Consider the following 23,480-nt stretch of genomic DNA (forward strand, 5'->3'; position numbering starts at 1 on the left):
ATAAGTGGTCAGTCCAATCGTCCAATAAAGTCCTTTCATCGGCAGACCACAGGCATGCGCGCACTCTCCCAAACCGTTCTGGACGACCGAGCGGCTCCATCCTCCCTGCATCCCCCCGGCTACCCAAGAGCCTCCCTGGCGCCCGGCGTGCTGCACCTGGGCCTGGGCGCCTTCCACCGAGCCCACCAGGCCGTGGTGTTCGACGCCCTGCTGCAAGCCGGCGATGCACGCTGGGGCGTGCTGGGCGTGGCCATGCGCAGCACCGGACTGGCCGACGCGCTGGCCCGCCAGGATGGGCTTTACACCCTGCAGATCGCCAGTGCCGAGGGGCGGCGCTGGCAGCTGGTCGGCTCGATCCTGGGCACCTGCGTCGCGGCGCGCGAGCCGGAGCATGTGACGGCCGCCATCGCCGCGCCCACCACGCGCTGGCTTACGCTCACGGTGACCGAAAAAGCCTATGGCCCCGCGCTCGCGGCGCAGCTTGTGGCGGGCCTGGCCGCGCGCCATGCGGCCGGCCTGGGTGGCCTGACCATCGCTTCCTGCGACAACCTGAGCGGCAACGGCGGCAAGCTGCGCCAGCTGTGCCTGGACACGGCCGCGGCCCAGGACAGCGTGCTGGCGCAGTGGATAGAAAGCCAGTGCGCCTTTCCCGACAGCATGGTGGACCGCATCGTGCCCGCCGCCACCGCGCAGCACCGTGATGACGCCGCCCGCATGACCGGCCTGGACGATGCCTGCGCCCTGGGCACCGAAGCCTTCTGGGAATGGGTGATAGAGCGCCACTTTGTGGACCCCGCCGACGGCGCCGCCCTGGCGGCCGCGGGCGTGCAGGTGGTGGAAGACGTCAGGCCGTTTGAAGAAGCCAAGCTGCGCATGCTCAACGGCAGCCACACCGCCATCGCATTGATGGGCGCCGTCATGGGCTTGCCCACGGTGGCCGATTGCGTGGCGAATGCTGACATCCGCTGGTTTGTGCACCACCTGATGACGGACACCGTGATGCCGCAGCTGCAGCGCCCCGGCCTGCCGGCCTACCGCGATGCGCTGCTCGCGCGCTTCGCCAACCCGGACCTGTACCACAAGGTACACCAGATCGCCTCGGACAGCTCGCTGAAGATTCCGCTGCGCTGGCTGCCCACGCTGCAGACCCGGCTGGCCGCCGGCGCCGATGTCGAGCCGCTGGCCTTCGGGGCGGCCGTCTGGATGCGTTACCTGCTGGCCGAAGACGAGCAGGGCCGGGCCTATGCGATTTCAGACCCCGCCGGCGAGCGCCTGCAGATGCTCGCGCAACAGCACCGCGGCGATGTGCCCGGCACGGTGGCCGCCTTGCTCCAGCAGCCAGCCATCTGGGGCGACACCTTGCCCGCCGAGCCGCGCTGGACATCGCGCGTGGGCTTCTGGCTGGAACGCGTCCAGGCCCTGGGCCTTGGCGCGGCGCTCGCCCAATTCAAGGCCGGGCATACCACCAACCTCAACACTGAACACGGAAACACCTGAACCATGATCCCCAAACATCCCCCCATTCAAGACCAGGTCGCCCTTGTGACCGGCGCCAACGCCGGCATGGGCCTGGCCACCGTGCGCGCATTGCTGGACGCGGGCTACCGCGTCGCGGCCACCGACCTGCGCACCGAAGCCGTCGCCGGCGAGCTGGCCTCTTACGGCGACCGGTTGGCCTGTTTTGTCATGGACGTGAGCGACTACGCCCAGGTGCAATCGGCCTGCGACGACATTGAGAAACACTTCGACCGCATCGACGTCTGCGTCAACAACGCGGGCTTTTTGCAGTACGCCAATTGCGAGCAGACCACGCCCGAGCTCTGGCACAAGACACTGAGGATCAACCTGGACGGTGTGTTCTATGTGAGCCAGCGCGTCGCCCCGGGCATGAAGGCGCGCGGCTTCGGCCGCATCGTCAACATATCGTCTTTTGGCGCGAAGACCGGCGGCCTGTCGCCGCTGCCCGCTTACGCGGCCAGCAAGGGAGGCGTTACTTCCCTGACCTTCAGCTTCGCGCGTGAATACGCGCCCTTCGGCGTGACCTGCAATGCGCTGGCTCCGACTTTTGTCAAAACCCAGATGCTGACCGAGCAGGTCAGCGCCGAGCGGCAGGCCGAGCTGCGGCAAAAAATTCCGGTGGGGCGCTTTTGTGAGCTCGAGGAGCTGGCGCACAGCGTGCTGTTTCTGGCCCACCCCATGAGCGGCTTTATTACCGGCGAGGTGCTGGACCTCAACGGCGGCCTCCAGTTCGATTAAACGTTCAGGCCTACTTTGTTAGCAGCACCCACAATTTCCTCCCAGGTGCTGGCGTCAATGTCTATGCCGTCACGCTCGCGCTCCACGCGCGCGCGGCGCTCGGGCTCGCCGGCAATCTGCACGCCGTGCTCGCCATCGGCCGGCGGGCTTTTGCGCAGCCACTCGACGAAAGCCAGCGCCTCGGTTTCCAAGGCCGACTGGGTGCCCAGTTTGCCGGGGTCAATCAGGATGGTGAGCATGCTGTTGTAGACCGCACGCGTATTGACAGTGGGGTGGTGCCAGGTGCCGCCGCCGGTGAGCGCGCCGCCCAGCAGTTCACACGCCACCGCCAGGCCGTAGCCCTTGTGCTCGCCAAAGGGCATGAGCGCACCAAAAAAACCGTTTGCTTGCGGTACCACCACCACGCCGGGGTCGGTGGTGGGCTGGCCGTGTTCGTCAATCAGCAAACCCGGTTGGACAGATTTGCCCTGGTTGTGCGCCACGCGCATCTTGCCCTGGGCTACGCGGCTGGTGGCGAAGTCCAACACAAAGGGCGGGGCGTCCTTCAGCGGCACCCCTATGCAGCAGGGATTCGTGCCGTAGCGGCCGTCGGCACCGCCCCAGGGCGCCACCACGGGCCGCGTCATGACGTTGACGAAATGCAGCGACACCAGGCCCTGGGCCACCGCCATCTCGGCGAAATGGCCTATGCGTCCGAGGTGGTGCGATTCGGCCAGCGCCAGGATGCAGCTGCCATGCTCTTTGGCGCGGGCCATGCCCAGCAGCATGGCCTGCTCGCCGACCACCTGGCCGTAGCCGCGCTGGCCGTTGAGGCTCAGCAGCGCGCCGGCGTCCAGCACGGTCTTGACCTGCGCATTGGGCGTGAGCCCGCCTTCGAGCACCGCATCCACATAACGCGGCAGCATGCCCACGCCGTGCGAGTCGTGGCCGCTGAGGTTGGCCATGACCAGGTTGGAAGCGACTTTGTCGGCTTCTTGCGCCGAGCTGCCGGCCGCGGCGAGGATGCGGGCGCAGTGCTCCCGCAGGGCTGGGGCTTGGATGTTTTTTTGCATGGACCTTGGGGGATGAGGGTGAGGTTTACATCACGGCGCCGACTTGCCAGGGCACGAACTCGTTCTGGCCGTAGCCGTGTTTTTCGCTCTTGCTGGGTTCGCCCGAGGCCGTGGCCAGCACCATCTCGAAGATGCGCTGCCCCATTTCCTGCACCGACACGCCGCCGTCGATGATTTCGCCGCAGTTGATGTCCATGTCTTCTTCCTGCCGCTGCCACAGCGCCGAGTTGGTGGCGAGCTTGAGCGAAGGCGAGGGCGCGCAGCCATAGGCCGAGCCGCGGCCGGTGGTAAAGCAGATGATGTTGGCGCCGCCGGCCACCTGGCCCGTGGCGCTGACCGGGTCGTAGCCCGGCGTGTCCATATAGACAAAACCGTGGTCTTTCACGGGCTCGGCGTATTCATACACCGCCTCGAGGTTGGAGGTGCCGCCTTTGGCCACCGCGCCCAGCGATTTTTCGAGGATGGTGGTCAGCCCGCCGGCCTTGTTGCCCGGCGAGGGGTTGTTGTTCATCTCGCCATCGTTGATCTCGGTGTAGTGCTCCCACCACTTGATGCGCGAGATCAGCTTCTCGGCGATCTCGGGCCGCACGGCGCGCCGCGTGAGCAGATGCTCGGCGCCGTAGATCTCGGGCGTCTCGCTGAGGATGGCGGTGCCGCCGTGGGCCACCAGCAGGTCCACCGCCGCGCCCAGCGCCGGGTTGGCGCTGATGCCCGAATAGCCGTCGGAGCCTCCGCACTGCAGGCCTATGGTGATGTGGGCGGCGCTGCAGGGTTCGCGTTTCACCGCGTTGGCCTGCGGCAGCATCTCCTTGATCATGGCGATGCCCTTGGCCACGGTCTTGGCCGTGCCGCCCGTGTCCTGGATGCTGAAGACGCGCAGGGTTTCACCCTCGCGCAGGCTGCCGTGGGCCAGCCAGGCGTTGATCTGGTTGGACTCGCAGCCCAGGCCTACCACCAGCACGCCCGCGAAGTTGGGGTGCGTGGCATAACCGGTCAGCGTGCGCTGCAGGATCTGCAGGCCCAGGCCGTCGGAGTCCATGCCGCAGCCCGTGCCGTGCGTGAGCGCGACCACGCCGTCGACGTTGGGAAAGTCTTTCAGCGCCGAGGGGTTGTTCTGCCGCGAAAAATGGTCGGCGATCGCGCGCGCCGCCGTGGCCGAGCAGTTGACGCTGGAGAGTATGCCGATGTAATTGCGCGTGGCCACGCGGCCGTCGGGCCGCTTGATGCCCATGAAGGTCGCCTCGCGCCTGGCGGGCGCCGGCTTCACGTCGGCGCCGAAGGCGTAGTCGCGCGCGAAGTCGCCTTTGTCGGGCCCCATGTCGAGGTTGTGCGTGTGCACATGCTCGCCGGGCGCAATCGGCTTGCTCGCGAAACCGATGATCTGGTTGTAGCGCCGCACCGGCTCGCCCGCGGCCAGCGCGCGCGTGGCGATCTTGTGGCCGGAGGGGATCAGGCCGCGCACGGTGATGTTTTCGACCTGGGTGCCGCCCACCAGCTGGGCTCGGGCAATCAGGACGTCGTCGGCGGGATGGAGGCGAATAAAGGGCGTGGTGGTCGTCATGGAAATCATCGTGGAGGTGATGGGGCGTTGTATCCCCGGTTGTATCGCATTCAGTAAAACATCTTCGGCAACCAGAGTACCAAGCGGGGGAAGTAGGTGATGATGCCCAGGCTCAATAGCAGCGGCACCAGCCAGGGCAATATGGCCACGGTGGTGCGCTCCACCGAAAGATTGGCCACGCGCGCCAGCACAAACAGCACCATGCCCATGGGCGGGTGCAGCAGGCCGATCATGAGGTTGAGCACCATCACCAGACCGAAATGCACAGGGTCTATGCCCAGCTGCGCGGTGATGGGCAGCAGGATGGGCACCAGGATGGTGATGGCGGCGGTGGGCTCCAGGAAGCAGCCCACAAACAGCATCAGCAGGTTGGCCAGCAGCAAAAACACCCAGGGGCTCTGGGTAAAGCCCAGCACCCAGGCGGCGATCGCGGTGGTCACGCCGGTGGCGGTCAGCATCCAGCCGAAGATGGACGCGGCCGCCACGATGAACAGCACGGTGGAGGTGGTCTCGACCGTGTCCAGGCAGACCTTGACGAACATCTTGAACTTCAGCGCCTTGTACCAGAAGAAGCCCAGCACCATGGCCCAGACGCAGGCCGCGATCGCGCCTTCGGTGGGCGTGAACAGGCCGGTCGTCATGCCGCCTATCAGCAGCACCGGAGTCATGATGGGCAGCACGGCCTCGAATTTAAAAATCTTGTCGAGCACAAACAACGCGACCAGCCCGGCAATCACCGTGGCTTGCGCGGGCGCGCCCGCCATGGTGATCAGCGCCCACAGCACCAGCGGCCAGGCCGCCACCACACCCAGCTCGATCAAGGCCTTGCCCAGCCGGCTGGCCGAGAACTTGATGTCGGCGCCCCATTTGTTCTTGTGGGCGAAGTAGGCTACCGTCAGCATCATCAGCACCGCCATCAACAGGCCCGGCAGCAGGCCGGCCAGGAACAGCGCGCCAATCGACACATTGGCCATCATTCCGTAGATCACAAAAGGCAGGCTGGGCGGGATGATGGGGCCCAGCGTGGCCGAGGCGGCTGTCACGCCGACCGCGAATTCCGAGGAGTAGCCGTGCTCCTTCATGGCCTTGATCTCGATGGTGCCCAGGCCGGCCGCGTCGGCGATCGCCGTGCCGCTCATGCCGGCGAAGATCACCGAGCCCAGCACGTTGACGTGGCCCAGGCCGCCCTTGAGCCAGCCCACCAGCGCCAGCGCGAAGTTGTAGATGCGGGTGGTGATGCCGGCGTTGTTCATCAGGTTGCCGGCCAGGATGAAGAAAGGCACGGCCAGCAAGGGGAAGCTGTCTATGCCCGACACCATGCGGTGTATCACCACAAAAGGCGGCAGGTTGCCGGTGACCAGGATGTAGACCAGCGAGGCGCCCGCCATGGCGACGGCGACCGGGATGCCGGCGCCCATGAAGATCAGGAAAAATATTTTGAGCATGATGGTGAGGGGTCTGTCGCGTTCAGCGGTCTTGCATGGTGGATTCGGGGCGCTCCAGCACGCTGTAGCCGCGGCGGTAATGGATCAGCGCCACTTGCAGTGACCGGACCAGCATGGCCGCAAAGCCCAGCAGGCACAGGCCGTAGACGATGTTCATGGGCAGGTCCACGATGGTCATGCGGGTCTGGTTGCCGATCTTGGCCATCATCTGCCCGGTCATGAACACCGCCGCGCCGTAAAAGGCGATGCGCAGCAGGTCCGTCAGCGTGGACATGGCGCGGCCCATCTTTGCCGGCATGTGGCGGTAGAAAAAATCCACCTGGATGTGGTTGTTCTTGGCCACGCCTATGGCCGCGCCTATGAAGACCACGGCGATCAGCTCGTAACGCGCGATCTCCTCGGTCCAGGCGGCCGAGTCGTTGAAAACATAACGCGTGACGAACTGGTACAGCACCGTGGCCCCCAGCAGCCAGAAAAATGCCAGGGCCACCCAGCCCTCGGTCGTGGTGGTGGCCAGGTCCACCACCTCGTCCTCGGTGTGGAATGACCCGTCGTCGCTGATGATTTTTTCGGTCATCGTGTTTCCTTAATCTTTCTCTTTGTGCAGCAGGGCGCCGGTAGTCACCCGGAAAGCGTAGCGAGCGGCCAGAGGTCGCGTCGAGAAGCGCAGCCGTACTTCCGTACGGCGAGCATCACAGGCGCGAGATCTGGCCGCGCAGTAGCTTTACGGGTGGCTACCGCAGATTGATGATGCGGTCGTAGTCTGCCTGGCGGTAACCCTGGTCCGCAGGCGTGGTGCTCTTGAGCACCGCCGCGCGGAAGGCGTCCTTGTCGACCGTGATCACGTTGTTGCCCTTCTTTTTGAACTCATCGACCAGCCGGGCCTCGGAGGCGATGATCTCGCGGCCGGTCTTTTCGGCGGCTTCCAGCATCACGTCGCTGAAGATCTTTTTCTCGTCGGCGGTGAGCTTGCCCCAGAGCTGGCCCGAGACCACGGTCAGCAGCGAATCGACGATATGGCCGGTCAGCGAGATGTTTTTTTGCACCTCATAGAACTTCTTGGCTTCTATGGTCGGCAGCGGATTCTCCTGCGCGTCCACCGTGCCGTTTTGCAGCGCCAGGTAGACCTCGGCAAAGGCAATCGGCGTCGGGTTGGCGCCCAGCGCCTTGGGAAAAGCCATATAGGCCGGCGCGTCGGGCACGCGGATCTTCAGGCCTTTCATGTCTTCAGGCTTGGTGATGGGGCGGGCCGCGCTGGAGGTCACATGGCGCGCGCCGTAATAATTGAGCGCGGTGATGTGGTTGCCGCTTTTCTGGTCGTAGCCGGCGGCCAGCTCCTTGAACACGTCGCTCTTGGCGAACTTGAGCTGGTGCTCGGCGTCGCGGAAGATGAAGGGGAAGTAACCGATGGCCAGCGGCTGGTAGGTGCGGCCGGCAAAACTCGCGCCCGTGAGGATGATGTCCACCGTGCCCAGGGTCAGGCCCTGGTTGATGTCGGCCTCCTTGCCCAGTGTGGAAGCCGGGAACACCTGGATCTCGTACTTGCCGTTGGTGCGCTTCTTGATTTCGTCACCGGCCCAGACCGACCATTTGTGGAAGGGCTCCGAAGTTTCATAGACGTGCGCCCATTTCAGCTTCGTTTGCGCCGAGGCCATGCCGGAAAAGCCCAGGGCGCCTGCCATCAGCGCGCAGGCGGCCAGGGTTTTGACGGCGAATCGTTTGGTGTGGAAGGTATTCATGGTTGTCTCCTCAAAGGGTGTGCTGGCATGAAAGGGAAAACCGGCCGTGCGCGCCAGCGCGCAGGCCGTGAAGCCTGCTGCCTCAGTTCTTCAGGTTGAGCTTGGTCACCAGTTGCTTGAAGGTGTCGTTGTCGCGCACCATCTGCGCCTTGAAGGCGGGGCCGTCGGCATAGGCATAACCCAGGTTGAGCTTGTCCATGACTTCTTTCATGATGGGTTCGTCGGCGGCCTTTTTGGTCATGGCGCGTATGTAGTCCACCACTTCCGGCGGCGTGCCCTTGGCCACGCCCAGTCCGCGCCAGGTGCCTATGGACAGGTCTATCTTGCGTTCCTTCATCGTGGGCACGTTCTCAAAGCCCTTGACGCGCTGGTCGGCCATCACGCCCAGGATCTTGAGCTTGCCGGCGGCCACGTGCACCGCGACTTCGGCCGGGCTCACGCCCACGGCGTCCACATGGCCGCCCAGCAGGGCCAGCACGGCGGGGCCCGCGCCCTGGAAGGGAATGTGGTTGAACTTGGCGCCGGTTTTTTCTTCGAGCGAGGCGGCGGCCAGGTGCCAGATGGAGCCGTTGCCGGCGTTGCCGACCTTCACGTCGCTGCCGGTCTTTTTGGCGGCGGCGAGGAAATCCTCAATCGTGTTGTAGGGCGAATCGGCGCGCACCGTGATGGCGGCCGGGTCGGCATTGAGTCGGGCGATCGGGATGAAGTCGTCCTGCGTGATCTTGGTGATGCCCATGTGCGGGAGGATGGTCACCTCGACGAAGAGCATGGCGATCTTGTAGCCGTCGGGCTTGGCGTTCACCACATCGGCCAGGCCTATGGCGCCGCTGGCGCCGGGCTTGTTGTAGACCACCAGCGACTGGGTGGTGTATTTTTTGGCTGCTTCGGCATAGGCGCGCGCCAGCGAGTCGGTGCCGCCGCCGGGCTGGAAGGCCACCATCACTTCAATCGGCTTGTTCGGGTAGGGCTGGGCCGTGGCGATGGCACACAGGCCCGTGGACAGCAGCAGCGCCGCGGCCAGTCGCTTGGTGTGGGTCAGGAAATTCATGTTTGTCTCGCTTTCTTTTGTTGTAGTGCCAAGTTGCGGTTGAGGGAAATCTCCGGGGGGGGAATGCTTCTTCTTATTTTTTGGGGGTCTTCTGGTGCTTGGTCCGGCGCCAGCTCACGCTGAAGCGTTTGTGCGAATGGTCCATGTGTTCATGCATGGCCGCGCGCGCGGCATCGGGGTTGCGGTCGCGTACGGCTTCAAAAATTGCCTGGTGCTCCGCAATGGCCGATCGCCAGGATTCCACGGTTTCAAAATGGCCGCCCAGGCGTTCGAACAGCGGGCCGCGCCGCGAATCCCAGAAGCGCTGTACGGTTTCGATCAGCACCACATTGCCGCAGGACTCGACGATGGCGCTGTGGAAAGCCCGGTCGCCTTCCAGCGGCAGCACGCCCCGGTCGGCGTCGGCCTGCATGCTGGCGATGGCCTTGGCCATCGCCTCTATGTGCTTGCGCTTGGCCTGGGTGGCGGCCATGGCGGCGACTTCGCCCTCCACCACGCGGCGCGCGCGTATCAGTTCCAGCGGGCCCCATTCGTCGGGGGGTATCTCGCCGGCCCGGCCGTTGCCGGTACTGGGCGCGCCGCTGCGGTCCAGCACATAGACGCCGGAGCCGGTGCGCACCTCGACCCAGCCCTCGACTTCCATCGCGATCAGCGCCTCGCGCACCGAGGGCCGGCTCACGCCCAGCTGGCGCGCCAGGTCGCGCTCGGCCGGCAGGCGCGCGCCCACGGCCCACTCACCGGCGGAGATCAGCGTGCGCAGCTGCTCGGCGATCTGGCGGTACAGGCGTTGCGGTTCGACGGTCTGCAGGGGCATGGAAGGCGATGCGAAAGGGGGTAAAGAGAAGAATGGGCGGCTTAAGGGTAAGCCAGAATTGGACAAGTGGTCAGACCAATTGATAATCCCATGAAACCCCCGGGACAACATCCGGCAAAACCCTGTAGGAGCACTGATGAGACTTGAAGGAAAGAAGGCACTGATTACCGCAGCCGGCCAGGGCATCGGGCGCGCCAGCGCGCTGGCGCTGGCGGCTGAAGGTGCGCAGGTCTGGGCCACCGACCTGAACCCCAAGCTGCTGGAAAGCTACAAAGGCGTGGCTAACATCACCGCGCTGCCGCTGGACGTGCTCGACAAGGCCGCCATCCACAAGCTGGTGGGCGGCCTGCCGGCGCTGGACGTGCTGTTCAACTGCGCGGGCTTTGTGCACGGCGGCACGGCGCTGCAGGCCACCGATGAAGAGCTGGAATTCGCCTTCCAGCTCAATGTGCGCGCGCAGTTCTGGATGATCCAGGCCGTGCTGCCGAAAATGCAGGCCCAGAAACGCGGCAGCATCATCAACATGGCCAGCGTCTGCGGCAGCATCAAGGGCCTGCCCAACCGCTTTATCTACGGCACGACCAAGGCCGCGGTGATAGGCCTCACCAAAAGCGTGGCGGCGGACTTTGTGGCCGACGGCGTGCGCTGCAACGCCATCTGCCCCGGCACCGTCGACACGCCCTCGCTGCAGGACCGCATCAACGCCAATGCCGACCCGGTGGAGGCGCGCAAGGCCTTTATCGCGCGCCAGCCGCTGGGACGCCTGGCCCAGGCGCATGAAATCGCGCCGCTGGTGACCTTTCTGGCCAGCGACGAATCCGCCTTTGTGACCGGCCAGGCCTACAACATCGACGGCGGCATCACCATATGAACCAGCTCGACCTGAAAGGTCGGCACGCGGTGATCACGGGTGGCGCGGTCGGCCTGGGTTTTGCGATCGCAGAGCGCATGCTGGCCTCGGGCGCAAGCGTCACCTTGTGGGATATCAAACCCGAGGCGCTGGAAAAAGCGAAGTCCGGCCTGGGCGCCGGTGTGCACACCGTGGCGGTTGACGTCGGCAGCCATGCGAGCGTGGTGGAGGCGGTCAAACAGACGGTCGCCCACAATCCGGTCATAGACGCGCTGGTCAACTCGGCCGGCATCACCGGCCCCAACGTCAAGCTCTGGGACTACCCGCCCGAGCTATGGATGCAGGTGCAGCAGGTCAACCTCAACGGCCTGTTCTTCTGCTGCCGCGAAGTCCTGCCGCACATGCGCGCGCGCAACTACGGGCGCATCGTCAACATCGCCTCGGTCGCCGGCAAGGAGGGCAACCCCAATGCCAGCGCCTACAGCGCCAGCAAGGCGGCGGTGATCGCACTGACAAAATCGCTGGGCAAGGAGCTCGCCGACACCGGCGTGCGCGTCAACTGCGTGACGCCGGCCGCGGTGAAAACCCCGATTTTTGAGCAGATGACACCCGAGTTCATCCAGTTCATGCTCTCGAAAATCCCCATGGGCCGCTTCGGCACGCCCGATGAGGTGGCGGCCATGGTCAGCTGGCTGTGCACCGAGGATTGTTCTTTTTCGACAGGCGCGGTGTTTGACCTCTCCGGCGGCCGTTCAACGTATTAACTTTTAACCTGATTCATCCAAAGGAAAAACCATGAAACTCGTTCGTTATGGCAACCCCGGCAAGGAAAAACCCGGCCTCATCGATGCCAATGGCAAGCTGCGCGACCTCAGCAGCGTCATCAAGGACATAGGCCCCGACCAGCTCGGCGACGCCGCGCTGGCCAAACTGGCCAAACTCAAGACCGACAAGCTGCCGCTGGTCAAGGGCTCGCCGCGCTACGGCAGCCCCATCACCGGAACGCGCAAATTCATCGCCATAGGCCTGAACTACGCCGACCACGCCGCCGAATCCGGCTTGCCGATTCCGGCCGAGCCCGTCGTCTTCATGAAGGCCACCAGCTGCATCCAGGGCCCCAACGATCCCATCATGCTGCCCAAGAACTCGGTCAAGACCGACTGGGAAGTCGAGCTCGGCGTGATCATCGGCAAGCAGGCGCGTTACGTCTCGCAAAAAGAGGCGCTCAACCACGTGGCCGGCTACTGCACCATCAACGACGTCAGCGAACGCGAATTCCAGATCGAGCGCGGCGGCACCTGGGACAAGGGCAAGGGCTGCGACACCTTCGGCCCCCTGGGCCCCTGGCTGGTCACGCGCGACGAAGTGCCGAACCCGCAAAAGTTGTCCATGTGGCTGGAAGTCAACGGCAAGCGCGTGCAAAACGGCTCTACCAAAACCATGATCTTCAGCGTGGCCAAGATCATCAGCTACGTGAGCCAGTTCATGACCCTGGAGCCCGGCGACGTGATCACCACCGGCACCCCGCCCGGCGTGGGCCTGGGCATGAAGCCGCCGGTTTTCCTGAAAAAGGGCGACACGATGTCGCTGGGGATTGAAGGCCTGGGCGAGCAACACCAGACCGTGATCCCCTTCAAACTCACGAAATAAGTAGTCCCCTGACCCCAGCGGCTCTTCCGGGCCGGCCTGGGGAAAGGTACTTCAAGTCAAGGGTTTACCCGCGCCGTGGTTAGTACGGGGCCCCTATAAGCAGGGCCCCAACAACCCCGGCTTGCCCATGGTCATCAAAGTGTTGCAAAATAGAACGACCGTTCGTTTTATTTTGTAGTACCTCATGCCCGTCACAGAACTTCCCGCCAAAGCCTCCCGCGTCCCCGTCGCGGGCAGCGCCGTAGCCAAAAGCCAGCAAAAAGGCCAGCAGACCAAGGCGGCCATTGTGGATGCGGCCCTGGGCCTGGCCACGCAGATCGGGCTGGAGGGCCTGAGCATAGGCGCGCTGGCCGAGGTCATGCGCATGAGCAAGTCCGGCGTGTTCGCCCATTTCGGCTCGCGCGAGGAATTGCAGATCTCGGTGATCCGCGAGTACCACGTGCGTTTCGAGGAAGAAGTCTTCTTCCCGGCCTTGCAGCAGCCGCGCGGCCTGCCGCGCCTGGCGGCGCTGTTCCACAACTGGATGAAGCGCACCTCGCTGGAAATCGATTCAGGCTGCCTCTACATCAGCGGCGCCGTCGAGTTTGACGACAGGCCGGGCCCGGTGCGCGATGCGCTGGCCGGCTCGGTGCGCACCTGGCTGGCGGCCATGTACCGCGCGGTGGTGCAGGCCAAGGAAGCCGGCCATCTGCGCCCCGACGCCGACGAGCACCAGATGGCTTTTGAAATCCACGGCCTGATCCTGGCGCTGCATTACGAGGCCCGCTTCCTGAAGACGCCGGGCTCCATGGACCGCGCCAACACGGGCTTTGCCAACATCCTGGCCCGCTACGGCGACGCAACGGCCGCTTCTTCCACTCCTTCTACCGCTTCGCCCAAAAAAGCTTCGGGCAAAGCCTCCCCTTCCAAACCGGTTTAACGCTAAAGGACCTACCGACCATGCCCCAGTACAACCCACCCTTGCGCGACATGCAGTTCGTCATGCACGAAGTGCTCAAGGTCACCGACGAATTCAAGGCCATCCCCAAGCATGCGGAGGTCGATGCGGACACCATCAACGCGGTGCTCGAGGAAGCCGGCAAATTCGCCGCCGAAGTGACCTTCCCGCTGAACATCAGCGGCGACGAAGAGGGCTGCAAGCTCGACAAGACCACCCACGAAGTCACGCCGCCCAAGGGTTTCAAGGAAGCCTATGCCAAGTATGTTGAAGGCGGTTGGGCTGCGCTGAGCTGCGACCCGGAATACGGCGGCCAGGGCCTGCCTTTTGTGGTGAACCAGTGCCTGTATGAAATGCTGAACTCGGCCAACCAGGCCTGGACCATGTACCCGGGTCTGTCGCACGGCGCCTACGAAGCCCTGCATGCCCACGGCACCGACGAGCAGAAAAAACTCTACCTGCCCAAGCTGACCAGCGGCGAATGGACAGGCACCATGTGCCTGACCGAGCCGCACTGCGGCACCGACCTGGGCCTCTTGCGCACCAAGGCCGAGCCGCAGCCCGACGGCACCTATCGCCTGACCGGCAACAAGATCTTCATCAGCGCCGGTGAACACGACATGGCCGCCAACATCGTGCACCTGGTGCTGGCCCGCCTGCCGGACGCGCCCCAGGGCAGCAAGGGCATCAGCCTGTTCGCCGTGCCCAAGTTCAACATCGGCAAGGACGGCGCCATCGGTTCGCGCAATGACATCTACTGCGGTGGCCTGGAGCACAAGATGGGCATCCACGGCAACGCCACCGCGCAGATGGTGCTGGACGGCGCCGTGGGCACCATGGTGGGCGCGCCCAACAAGGGCCTGGCCGCGATGTTTGTGATGATGAACGCCGCCCGCCTGGGCGTGGGTAACCAGTCGCTGGGCCTGACCGAAGTGGCTTACCAGAACGCGCTGGCCTACGCCAAGGACCGCATCCAGATGCGTTCGCTGTCCGGCGTCAAGGCCAAGGACAAGCCGGCCGACCCCATCATCGTGCACCCCGATGTGCGCAAGATGCTGTTGACCGCCAAGGCCTATGCCGAAGGCGGCCGGGCCCTGGCGATCTACTGCACGCTGCTGCTCGACAAGGAACTGCACCATCCCGACGAGAAGGTGCGCAAGGACTCCGGCGAGATCGTCGCCCTGCTCACGCCCATCGTGAAAGCCTTCCTGACCGACAACGGCCACATTGCCACCAATGCCTGCATGCAGGTTTTCGGCGGCCACGGCTTCATCAAGGAATGGGGCATGGAGCAGTTTGTGCGCGACAACCGCATCAACATGATTTATGAAGGCACCAACACCATCCAGTCGCTGGACCTGCTGGGCCGCAAGATCCTGGGCAACAACGGCGCCACGCTGAAGAAGTTCGGCAAGGTGATCGCCGCGCTGATCGCCGAGGAAGGTGTCAACGAGAAGATGGCCGAGTTCATCAACCCGCTGGCCTACCTGGCCGACCAGATGACCAAGTTCACCACCGAACTGGGCTTCAAGGGCTTCCAGAACCCCGACGAAGTGGGTGCCGCCGCCGTCGACTACCTGCGCGTGGCCGGCCACCTGGTGTTCGGTTACTTCTGGGCGCTGATGGCGCAGACCGCGCTGCGCGAAATCGCCGCCGGCAACACCGACAAGTTCTACGTGGCCAAGCTGCAGACCGCGCGTTTTTACTTCGCCAAGCTGTTCCCCGAAACCGCGACGCTGATGCGCACCGCGCGCGCCGGCAGCAAGTCGCTGATGGACACCGACGAAGCGCTGGCCTGAGCCTCTTGAACAGATCGACGGGAGAGACCATGAAAAGAAAATTGTTGATGATCGTTCTGGGCCTGATGGCCATCCCGGCCTTGGCCCAGAACACGCCAGTGGGTTTGTGGCGCGGCTTCGACGAAAAAACCGGTGATCCCAAATTCGAGGTCCGTATCACTGAAGCCGGCGGTGTGCTAAATGGCAAAGTCGAAAAACGCATGTCCCCCGGCGTCAAGCCCGACGACATTTGCACCGAATGCACCGATGACCGCAAGGACAAGCCACGCCTGGGCCTGGAAATCATTCGCGGCGCCAGGAAGTCGCCCGACGGCGACGTCTGGGAAGGCGGCAAGATCCTGGATCCGGACAGCGGAAAAAGCTACTCCCTCAAGATGACCCCGATTGAAGGCAGCAAAAAGATGGAAGTGCGCGGGTCCATCGGTCCCTTCGGCCGTACCCAGACCTGGACGCGTTTGCCATGAATGCCATAAAAGCGAGGGGCTGCCATGGGTGAAGCAATTTCCCGCCTGCGGTCCATGACTTTTGGCGACGCTGCAAGCACCCCGCGCGCCGCGCGCCGCTGGTATGGGCATTACCTGCTCAAGAAGCCGTTTTTCGGCCGCTTCATGAAACCCTGGCGCTGGCCCGCCGATGTGCCGCAGGAAGGCTGGGAGCGGGTGCACATCACCAGCCGCAGCAGCAGCCGGCTCGAGGCCATCGTGGCGCGCACGCCGCTGCCTCCGCGCGGCGTCGTGGTGTGCGCCCATCCCATGGGTTATGCCTGCAAGGGTTTCTGGCTGCGCCACGGCCATGCCCAGGCACTGCTCGATGCCGGCTTTCATGTGGTGGCTTTCGACTTCAACGGCTTTGGCGAAAGCCCGTCGACCAATTTTGATTTTCCCGGCGATGCGTTGTCGGTGGGTAATTGGGCACGCGGCGCGTTTGCCGGCCTGCCGGTGCATGCGCTGACGGCCTCCTTCGGCGCGATGAACACGCTGAGCGCGATCGCCGAAGCGGATTTCCCCTACGACAAGGTGGTGGCTGAAGGTTGCTCGCCCACGCTGCCCGATTTCTGGAAAGCTTACCCCTTTGCCCACGCGGTGCTCAACATCAGCCGGCGTATCAGTCCGCAGGCCGAGCTGCGCCTGCGGCCCGTGCACCACCTCGCCAATATGCGCGACGTGGACGTGTTGCTGATCCACAGCCGGGCCGACCGCTGGACGCCGGTGCATTTCGGCGACGCCCTGCAACAGGCCGCCTCCAGGCCCGAGCGCATCCAGCGCGTGATCCTCGACAAGGCCGAGCACACCCACGGCATGCGCGACGAGCCGCAGCGCTACTGGAGCGCGGTGCTCGAATTTTTCAACCAGTCATCCCCAACAAGGTCTTAACCATGTCACGATTCCAAGTCAAAAAAGTCGCCGTGCTCGGCGCCGGCGTCATGGGCGCGCAGATCGCCGCCCACCTGGTCAACGTCAAGGTGCCGGTGATCCTGTTCGACCTGCCCGCCAAGGAAGGCCCCAAGAACGGCATCGTCATCAAGGCGGTCGAGGGCCTCAAAAAGCTCAAGCCGGCCCCGCTGGGCGTGCCCGAGGACGCGGCGCTGATCCAGCAGGCCAATTACGAAGAAAACATGGAACTGCTGCGCGAATGCGACCTCGTCATCGAGGCGATTGCCGAGCGCATGGACTGGAAGACCGACCTGTACCACAAGATCGCGCCCTTCATCGCGGATGGTGCCATCGTCGCCAGCAACACCTCGGGCCTGTCCATCACCAAGCTCAGCGAGGCGCTGCCCCAATCCATCAAGCCGCGTTTTTGCGGCATCCACTTCTTCAACCCGCCGCGCTACATGACGCTGGTGGAACTGATCAACACGCCGACCACCGAACCCAAGGTGCTGGACGACCTGGAAGCCTTTGTCACCAGCGCGCTGGGCAAGGGCGTGATACGCGCCCACGACACCCCCAACTTCATCGCCAACCGCGTGGGCATCGCCAGCATGCTGGCCACCATCAAGGAAGCCGAAGCCTTCAAACTCACCTACGATGTGGTCGACGACCTGACCGGCAAGAAGCTGGGCCGCGCAAGCTCGGGCACTTTCCGCACCGCCGACGTGGTGGGCCTGGACACCATGGCCCATGTCATCAAGACGCTGCAGGACAACCTGGGCCCCGGCAAGGTCGAAGACCCGTTCTCGGACATCTACGGCACGCCGCCCGTGCTGGCCAAGCTGCTGGAATCCAAAAGCCTGGGCCAGAAGACCGGCGCCGGCTTTTACAAAAAACAGGGCCGCGACATCCTGCGCCTGGACCCGGAGAGCATGGAGTACGTGCCCGCCGGCGCCAAGGCCAATGAAGTTGTCGGCCGCATGCTCAAGAAGCCCGCGGGCGAACGCCTGAAGCTGCTGCGCGAAGCAGAGGGTGCCGAAGCGCGCTTCCTCTGGGCCATACTGCGCGACCAGTTCCATTACGCCGCAGTGCACCTCGAAAGCATTGCCGAAACCGCGCGCGACATCGACTTCGCGATGCGCTGGGGCTTTGGTTCCAAGCAGGGCCCGTTTGAGCTCTGGCAGCAGGCCGGCTGGAAGCAGGTCGCCACCTGGATACAGGAAGACATTGACGCCGGCAAGGCGCTGTCCACGGCGCCGCTGCCCGAGTGGGTGTTCAAGGGCCCGGTGGCCGAGGCCGGCGGTGTGCACACAGCGGAAGGCTCGTGGAGTGCCTCGGCCAAAAAATTCATCCCGCGCCGCAAGCTGCCGGTGTACGAGCGCCAGTTCTTCCCTGAGGACGTGCTGGGCTCGAAGGCGCCCGCGTTCGAAACCGCCGGCACCACCTTGCATGAAGACGATGCGATACGCCTCTGGACGCTGGGCGGTGCGAACGATGATGTGCTGATCGCCAGCATCAAGACCAAGATGCACGCCATCAGCCCCGACGTGGCCGAGGGCCTGGCCATGGGCGTGGACCTGGCCGAGAAAAGCTACAAGGGCATGGTCATCTGGTCCAACGACGAGATGTTCTCGGCCGGCGCCGACCTGCAGGCCATGCTGCCGGCCTTCATGATGGGCGGGGCCAAGGCCATCGAAGGGGCCGAGGCCGAACTGCAGAACGTGATGCTCAAGCTGCGCTACGCGGCTGTGCCCGTGGTGTCGGCGATTCGCGGCATCGCGCTGGGCGGCGGCTGCGAAATGGCGGTGCACTCGGCCAAACGTGTGGCCGCGATGGAAAGCTACGTCGGCCTGGTGGAAGTCGGCGTGGGCCTGGTGCCCGGCGCGGGCGGCCTGGCCTACATCGCGCGCCGCGCCGCGGAAAACGCCAGCACTTCGACCAACAAGGACATCCTGCCTTTCCTGACCGAAGGCTTCACGGCCGCCGCGATGGCCAAGGTCGGCACCAGCGCGATTGAAAGCCGCAAGATCGGCTACCTGCTCGACAGCGACGTGATCGTGCCGAACAAGGATGAATTGCTGTTTGTCGCGCTCAACGAGGCGCGCGCGCTGTTCAACTCGGGCTACCGCGCGCCGCACAAACGCCAGTTCCCGGTGGTGGGCCGCAACGGCCTGGCCACCATCAAGGGCCAGCTGGTCAATATGCGCGACGGCGGTTTTATCAGCGCCCATGACTTCCACATCGCCGGCCTGATCGCGGGTGTGGTCTGCGGCGGCGACGTCGATGCCGGCACCCTGGTGACGGAAGAGTATTTGATGACGCTGGAGCGCAAGGCTTTCTGCTCTTTGCTCGAACACCCGAAAACGCAAGAGCGGATCATGGGAATGATGAGCACCGGCAAACCGGTCCGTAACTGATGAACGATCAATCACCCAACCGCCTGGCGCGGCAACTGCAGCGGCTCGATGAAGTGCCGGCTTTTGCCCGCCCCTGGTTTCGCAGCGTGGTGCTGCGCCGCGCCGTGCCGTTCACCGGTACCGCCGGCCTGGACTTCCTCGAGATGGGCACGGGCCGGGTCGAGATCGGCATCAGGAACGAGAAGAAGGTGCAAAACCACATAGGCGGCGTGCACGCCTCGGCCATGAACCTGCTGGCGGAAACCGCCACCGGCATGGTGGTGGGCATGAATGTGCGCGACGACTGCATCCCGCTGGCCAAGGAACTCAAGATGGCGTTCAAAAAGCGCGCCACCGGCGCCCTGCGCGCCGTGGCCACGCTGAGCGACGAACAGCGCGCGGCCATGCAGGCCAGCGACAAGGGTGAGGTCAAGGTGCCTGTCATCGTGACCGATGAAGCCGGCGTGAACCCGGTGGAATGCGAATTTGTCTGGGCCTGGATTCCCTCCGGCCCGCGGAAAAGTTAACCGAGAAATTGAAGGAAACCATCATGGCCAAACAAGTCCAGGAAGCCTACATCGTCGCCGCCACGCGCACGCCCATAGGGCGCTCGCACAGGGGCTATTTCCGCAACACGCGGCCCGACGACCTGCTGGTCAAGGCGCTGCAGGCCGCGCTCGCGCAAGTGCCCTCGCTGGACCCGAAAGCGATTGAAGACATCATTTGCGGCTGCGCGATTCCCGAAGGCCCGCAGGGCTTGAACGTGGCGCGCATAGGCGCGGTGCTGGCCGGCCTGCCGACCAGTGTGGGCGGCATCACCGTCAACCGTTTCTGCGCCTCGGGCCTGTCGGCCATCCAGATGGCGGCCGACCGCATCCGCGTGGGCGAAGCCGACGTGATGATTGCCGCCGGCACCGAAAGCATGAGCATGGTGCCCATGTCGGGCAACTCGCCTTCGCTGTCGCCCAATATGTTCATGAACGATGAGAACGTCGGCATCGCCTACGGCATGGGCCTGACGGCCGAGAAGGTGGCCCAGCAGTGGAAGGTCTCGCGCGAGGCGCAGGACCAGTTCGCGCTCGAATCGCACCTCAAGGCCATCAAGGCCCAGCAGGCCGGCGAGTTCAGCAATGAAATCACGCCCGTCGAAGTGACCGACCGCACGGCCAATCTGGAAACTGGTGAAGTGGTCGCCAAGACCCGCACCGTGAGCCTGGACGAGGGTCCACGCCCCGACACCTCGCTCGAAGGCCTGGCCAAGCTCAAGACGGTGTTTGCCGCGCGCGGTTCGGTCACCGCCGGCAACAGCTCGCAGACCTCCGACGGCGCGGGCGCGCTGGTGCTGGCCAGCGAAAAAGCCGTCAAACAGTTCGGCCTCAAGCCGCTGGCGCGTTTTGTGAGTTACGCCGCCAAAGGCGTGCCGCCTGAAATCATGGGCATTGGCCCGATTGAGGCGATTCCCGCCGCACTGCGTTATGCCGGCCTTACGCAGGACGACATGGACTGGATCGAGCTGAACGAAGCCTTTGCCGCGCAGTCGCTGGCCGTGATCAACACGCTCAAGCTGGACCCGGCCAAGGTCAACCGCATGGGCGGCGCGATTGCGCTGGGCCATCCGCTGGGCGCGACGGGCGCGATCCGGGCGGCTACCGTGATTCATGCTTTGCACAGGCATCAACTGAGATACGGCATGGTGACCATGTGCGTGGGGATGGGACAGGGAGCCGCTGGAATTTTTGAGCGGGTGTGAGGGGCTACTGCGCGGGCGCATTGCGTTGTTGCAGCCCAAAGAAAATCCTCACGACCCTGAAGGTCGCTCCGGTTTTCTTCGGGCACCCGCGCCTCGCACTGCATCCCGCTCGCTACGCCCTTGAGGCTGTTGCGGGGGGCGTGGCGCCGAGTTAGTTGACGGTAATTGCTGATACTTTCAGGAGACATCGATGCAAATCCAGACTCTGGCCACCGGCACCGCGCAGCTCTCGCTGCGGGTTTATGACGTCACGCTCGCCGCCCACACCAGTGTGGTCATTGGCGGCGCCATGGGCGTGCGGCAGCATTACTACGCGCCGTTTGCGCAGTGGCTGTCCAGCCAGGGTTTTCGGGTCACGACCTTTGACTACCGCGGCTCGGGCGACTCGCTGCCGGCCACGGCCGGTGGCAGCCTGCGCGGCTTCAAGGCCGACCTGCTGGACTGGGCCGGCGACTACGAGGCCGTGGTCGATGCCGCCAAGGCGGCCTTGCCCGATGCGCCGCTTTACCTCTTGGGCCACAGCCTGGGCGCGCAACTGCCGGGCTTCCTCAAGAACCAGCACAAGATTGACGGCATGGTCAGCATCGCGGCGGGCAGCGGCTACTGGCGCGACAACGCACCCCAGCTCAGGCGCATGATTCTGTACTTCTGGTACGTGCTGGTGCCGCTGGCGACGCGGCTTTTCGGCTATTTCCCGGGCCGCTCGCTGCGCAAGGTCGGCGACCTGCCGGCCGGCGTGATGATGCAGTGGCGCAAGTGGTGTTTGAACCCGCAGTACAGCGTGGGCGCCGAGGGCGAAAGCGCGCGCCTGAGTTACGGCAAAGTCAGCTTTCCGGTCACGGCGCTGTCCATCGCCGACGATGAACTGATGACCTGGCGCGGCACACAAAACCTGATCAACCTGTATGCCAACGCGCCGCGCACCTTTGAGCGCATCGCGCCGGCGGACCTGAAGGTCAAGCGCATAGGCCATTTCGGATTCTTCCGCGAGCAATTCAACAACAGCCTGTGGCCGCGCGCCCAGCAAATCATCGAAGGCATGGCCGGCGTCGCCAGGACGACGGCCTGAGCCGCGAAGCCAGGGCACACTTGAGGGCATGACAAGCATGCATTCTTTTGACCAGGCGTTGCGGCTGGCGGCCGCCGGCGCCGACAGGCCGGACACCTGGCTGGGCCACAGCAGCCCCGACTACTGGAACATGGTGGGGCCCTTCGGCGGCACCACGGCGGCCACGGCCCTGCGTGCCATCCTGCTGCACCCGGCCTTGCTGGGCGAGCCGGTGGCGCTGACGGTGAACTATGCGGCGGCCATGGCCGAAGGGCCCTTCAGCGTGACGGCCAGGCCGGCGCGCACCAACCGCTCCACCCAGCACTGGACGGTAGAGCTGTCGCAGGACGGCGATGCCGCCGGCGCCGTGATGACGGCCACGGCCGTCACGGCGGTACGCCGCGAAACCTGGAGCCTTGACGACACACCCATGCCCGCGGTGACGCTGGCCGATGCGACGGGCCGCTTGCGTTTTGCCACGTCGGCCTGGACCAACCGCTACGACATGCGGCCGGTGCGCGGCGTGATTCCGCAGGTCTGGGACGGCAGCGGCGTGGACAGCCTCACGCAGTTGTGGGTGCGCGACGACCCGCCGCGCCCGCTGGATTTCCCGGCGCTGGCCGCCATGTCCGATGTGTTCTACCCGCGCGTCTGGCTGCGCCGCGCCACGCGCGTGCCGGCCGGCACGGTCTCCATCACGACTTACTTCCATGCGGACAGCCGGCAGCTTGCCGAATGCGGCGACGGCTTTTTGCTGGGCCAGGCCAAGGCCCAGGCCTTTCGCAACGGCTTTTTCGACCAGACGGCGCAGCTGTGGAGCGAAGCCGGCGTGCTGCTGGCCACCAGCACGCAGGTCGTCTATTACAAGGAATGAGACACTTGAGGTCTTGACGGAAACACCATGAACACTCCCACCCCTATCCCCGAAATCCTGAGCCATGTCGACGCCGGCGTGATGACCATCACGCTGAACCGCCTGGACAAGAAAAACTCCATCACCTCCGCCATGTACGGCGCCATGGCCGACGCGCTGGAAGCCGCCAACCACGACACGGCGGTGCGCGCCGTGGTGATCCAGGGCCATGAGACGATTTTTTCGGCCGGCAACGACATTGCCGACTTCCTGAACAAGCCGCCCGCGACGCAGGACTCGCCGGTGTTCCGCTTCCTGCGCGGCATCAGCAGCTTTCCCAAGCCGCTGGTGGCCTCGGTGTGCGGCCCGGCCGTCGGCATAGGCACCACGCTGCTGCTGCATTGCGACCTGGTGTACGCGGGCGACAATGCCGCTTTCTCCATGCCTTTTGTGAACCTGGGCCTGTGCCCCGAGGCGGCGTCCAGCCTGCTGGTGCCCCAGCTCATGGGTTACCCGCGCGCGGCCGAGGCGCTATTGCTGGGCGAACCCTTCATGGCGGAGACCGCGCTCGAAATCGGCTTGATCAACCGCATCGTGCCGCCCACCGAAGCCAATGCGCTGGCGCAAAGGCAGGCGCAAAAGCTGGTCGCCAAGCCGCTGAGCGCGCTGATGGAAACCAAGCGCCTCATGAAAAAGGGCAATGCCACCCTGGTGGCCGAGCGCATGGCCGAAGAAGGCGCGAGTTTTGGCCGCATGCTGGGTGAGCCGGCTGCGCGCGAGGCGTTTTCGGCTTTCCTGGGCAAGCGCAAGCCGGACTTCAGCGAAGTCTGAATCTTGCTCCTTCCCCCGCTGGGGGAAGGCTGGGATGGGGGCCTCGGCCTTATTTGGGGCTGCGATGAATCATCCGCC

At 64.6% G+C, this 23,480-nt stretch carries 22 protein-coding genes; 15 read left to right on the forward strand and 7 right to left on the reverse strand.

Annotation, left to right across the window (positions count from 1 at the left end; all coding sequences use genetic code 11):
- Window positions 1-54 precede the first annotated feature (54 nt).
- Window positions 55-1,497 carry a mannitol dehydrogenase family protein gene (locus AC1D09_RS01855; protein ID WP_477663226.1) on the forward strand — a complete coding sequence of 481 codons (1,443 nt, stop codon included), beginning with the start codon at window positions 55-57 and terminating at the stop codon, window positions 1,495-1,497.
- A 3-nt stretch (window positions 1,498-1,500) separates the two neighbouring features.
- On the forward strand, window positions 1,501-2,256 hold the full coding sequence (locus AC1D09_RS01860) for an SDR family NAD(P)-dependent oxidoreductase (protein ID WP_477663227.1): 756 nt from the start codon (window positions 1,501-1,503) through the stop codon (window positions 2,254-2,256).
- On the opposite strand, the gene AC1D09_RS01865 is transcribed toward AC1D09_RS01860, so the two are convergent.
- The 7 genes from AC1D09_RS01865 to AC1D09_RS01895 all read right to left on the reverse strand — a co-directional run bounded on the left by AC1D09_RS01865 (window position 2,253) and on the right by AC1D09_RS01895 (window position 9,915).
- On the reverse strand, window positions 2,253-3,308 hold the full coding sequence (locus tag AC1D09_RS01865) for a malate/lactate/ureidoglycolate dehydrogenase (protein WP_477663228.1): 1,056 nt from the start codon (window positions 3,306-3,308) through the stop codon (window positions 2,253-2,255). The two genes, AC1D09_RS01860 and AC1D09_RS01865, sit on opposite strands and share 4 nt — an antisense overlap.
- A gap of 25 nt (window positions 3,309-3,333) precedes the next feature.
- A complete protein-coding gene (locus AC1D09_RS01870; protein ID WP_477663229.1) occupies window positions 3,334-4,869 on the reverse strand; it encodes a UxaA family hydrolase in 1,536 nt (511 codons plus the stop codon).
- Between the two features lie 50 nt (window positions 4,870-4,919).
- Window positions 4,920-6,314: a TRAP transporter large permease gene (locus AC1D09_RS01875; RefSeq protein WP_477663230.1), complete on the reverse strand. Its 1,395-nt coding sequence runs from the start codon at window positions 6,312-6,314 to the stop codon at window positions 4,920-4,922.
- 22 nt (window positions 6,315-6,336) lie between these two features.
- Complete coding sequence (locus AC1D09_RS01880; protein WP_477663231.1) at window positions 6,337-6,891, reverse strand: TRAP transporter small permease; 555 nt, start codon at window positions 6,889-6,891, stop codon at window positions 6,337-6,339.
- A 157-nt stretch (window positions 6,892-7,048) separates the two neighbouring features.
- Window positions 7,049-8,053 (reverse strand): sialic acid TRAP transporter substrate-binding protein SiaP, encoded by a 1,005-nt coding sequence (locus tag AC1D09_RS01885; protein WP_477663232.1) that lies wholly within the window; start codon window positions 8,051-8,053, stop codon window positions 7,049-7,051.
- A gap of 82 nt (window positions 8,054-8,135) precedes the next feature.
- Window positions 8,136-9,101, reverse strand: a complete 966-nt coding sequence (locus tag AC1D09_RS01890; protein ID WP_477663233.1) for a tripartite tricarboxylate transporter substrate binding protein — start codon at window positions 9,099-9,101, stop codon at window positions 8,136-8,138.
- Between the two features lie 73 nt (window positions 9,102-9,174).
- Entirely contained in the window at window positions 9,175-9,915 is a 741-nt protein-coding gene (locus AC1D09_RS01895) for a FadR/GntR family transcriptional regulator (protein ID WP_477663234.1), read from the reverse strand.
- A gap of 136 nt (window positions 9,916-10,051) precedes the next feature.
- On the opposite strand from AC1D09_RS01895, the gene AC1D09_RS01900 reads away from it, so the two are divergent.
- The 13 genes from AC1D09_RS01900 to AC1D09_RS01960 all read left to right on the forward strand — a co-directional run bounded on the left by AC1D09_RS01900 (window position 10,052) and on the right by AC1D09_RS01960 (window position 23,402).
- Entirely contained in the window at window positions 10,052-10,786 is a 735-nt protein-coding gene (locus AC1D09_RS01900; protein ID WP_477663235.1) for an SDR family oxidoreductase, read from the forward strand.
- Window positions 10,783-11,529: an SDR family NAD(P)-dependent oxidoreductase gene (locus tag AC1D09_RS01905; RefSeq protein WP_477663236.1), complete on the forward strand. Its 747-nt coding sequence runs from the start codon at window positions 10,783-10,785 to the stop codon at window positions 11,527-11,529. Before AC1D09_RS01900 ends, AC1D09_RS01905 begins: the two co-directional genes overlap by 4 nt.
- 31 nt (window positions 11,530-11,560) lie before the next feature.
- Window positions 11,561-12,415, forward strand: coding sequence for a fumarylacetoacetate hydrolase family protein (locus tag AC1D09_RS01910; RefSeq protein WP_477663237.1), 855 nt, complete (start codon window positions 11,561-11,563; stop codon window positions 12,413-12,415).
- A gap of 184 nt (window positions 12,416-12,599) precedes the next feature.
- Complete coding sequence (locus AC1D09_RS01915; RefSeq protein WP_477663238.1) at window positions 12,600-13,334, forward strand: TetR/AcrR family transcriptional regulator; 735 nt, start codon at window positions 12,600-12,602, stop codon at window positions 13,332-13,334.
- A 20-nt stretch (window positions 13,335-13,354) separates the two neighbouring features.
- Window positions 13,355-15,151 (forward strand): acyl-CoA dehydrogenase C-terminal domain-containing protein, encoded by a 1,797-nt coding sequence (locus tag AC1D09_RS01920; RefSeq protein ID WP_477663239.1) that lies wholly within the window; start codon window positions 13,355-13,357, stop codon window positions 15,149-15,151.
- Window positions 15,152-15,180: 29 nt separating this feature from the next.
- Window positions 15,181-15,615, forward strand: a complete 435-nt coding sequence (locus AC1D09_RS01925; RefSeq protein WP_477663240.1) for a DUF2147 domain-containing protein — start codon at window positions 15,181-15,183, stop codon at window positions 15,613-15,615.
- Between the two features lie 24 nt (window positions 15,616-15,639).
- Window positions 15,640-16,524: an alpha/beta hydrolase gene (locus AC1D09_RS01930; RefSeq protein ID WP_477663241.1), complete on the forward strand. Its 885-nt coding sequence runs from the start codon at window positions 15,640-15,642 to the stop codon at window positions 16,522-16,524.
- A gap of 2 nt (window positions 16,525-16,526) precedes the next feature.
- Entirely contained in the window at window positions 16,527-18,941 is a 2,415-nt protein-coding gene (locus tag AC1D09_RS01935; RefSeq protein ID WP_477663242.1) for a 3-hydroxyacyl-CoA dehydrogenase/enoyl-CoA hydratase family protein, read from the forward strand.
- Entirely contained in the window at window positions 18,941-19,447 is a 507-nt protein-coding gene (locus AC1D09_RS01940) for a DUF4442 domain-containing protein (RefSeq protein WP_477663243.1), read from the forward strand. Before AC1D09_RS01935 ends, AC1D09_RS01940 begins: the two co-directional genes overlap by 1 nt.
- Window positions 19,448-19,470: 23 nt before the next feature.
- Window positions 19,471-20,670 (forward strand): acetyl-CoA C-acyltransferase, encoded by a 1,200-nt coding sequence (locus AC1D09_RS01945; protein WP_477663244.1) that lies wholly within the window; start codon window positions 19,471-19,473, stop codon window positions 20,668-20,670.
- Window positions 20,671-20,860: 190 nt separating this feature from the next.
- Window positions 20,861-21,739, forward strand: coding sequence for an alpha/beta hydrolase family protein (locus AC1D09_RS01950; RefSeq protein ID WP_477663245.1), 879 nt, complete (start codon window positions 20,861-20,863; stop codon window positions 21,737-21,739).
- Between the two features lie 28 nt (window positions 21,740-21,767).
- Entirely contained in the window at window positions 21,768-22,592 is an 825-nt protein-coding gene (locus tag AC1D09_RS01955) for an acyl-CoA thioesterase (RefSeq protein ID WP_477663246.1), read from the forward strand.
- Window positions 22,593-22,619: 27 nt separating this feature from the next.
- Window positions 22,620-23,402 carry an enoyl-CoA hydratase gene (locus AC1D09_RS01960; protein ID WP_477663247.1) on the forward strand — a complete coding sequence of 261 codons (783 nt, stop codon included), beginning with the start codon at window positions 22,620-22,622 and terminating at the stop codon, window positions 23,400-23,402.
- Window positions 23,403-23,480 lie beyond the last annotated feature (78 nt).

It is taken from the genome of Polaromonas sp. P1_A2 (assembly GCF_056406895.1).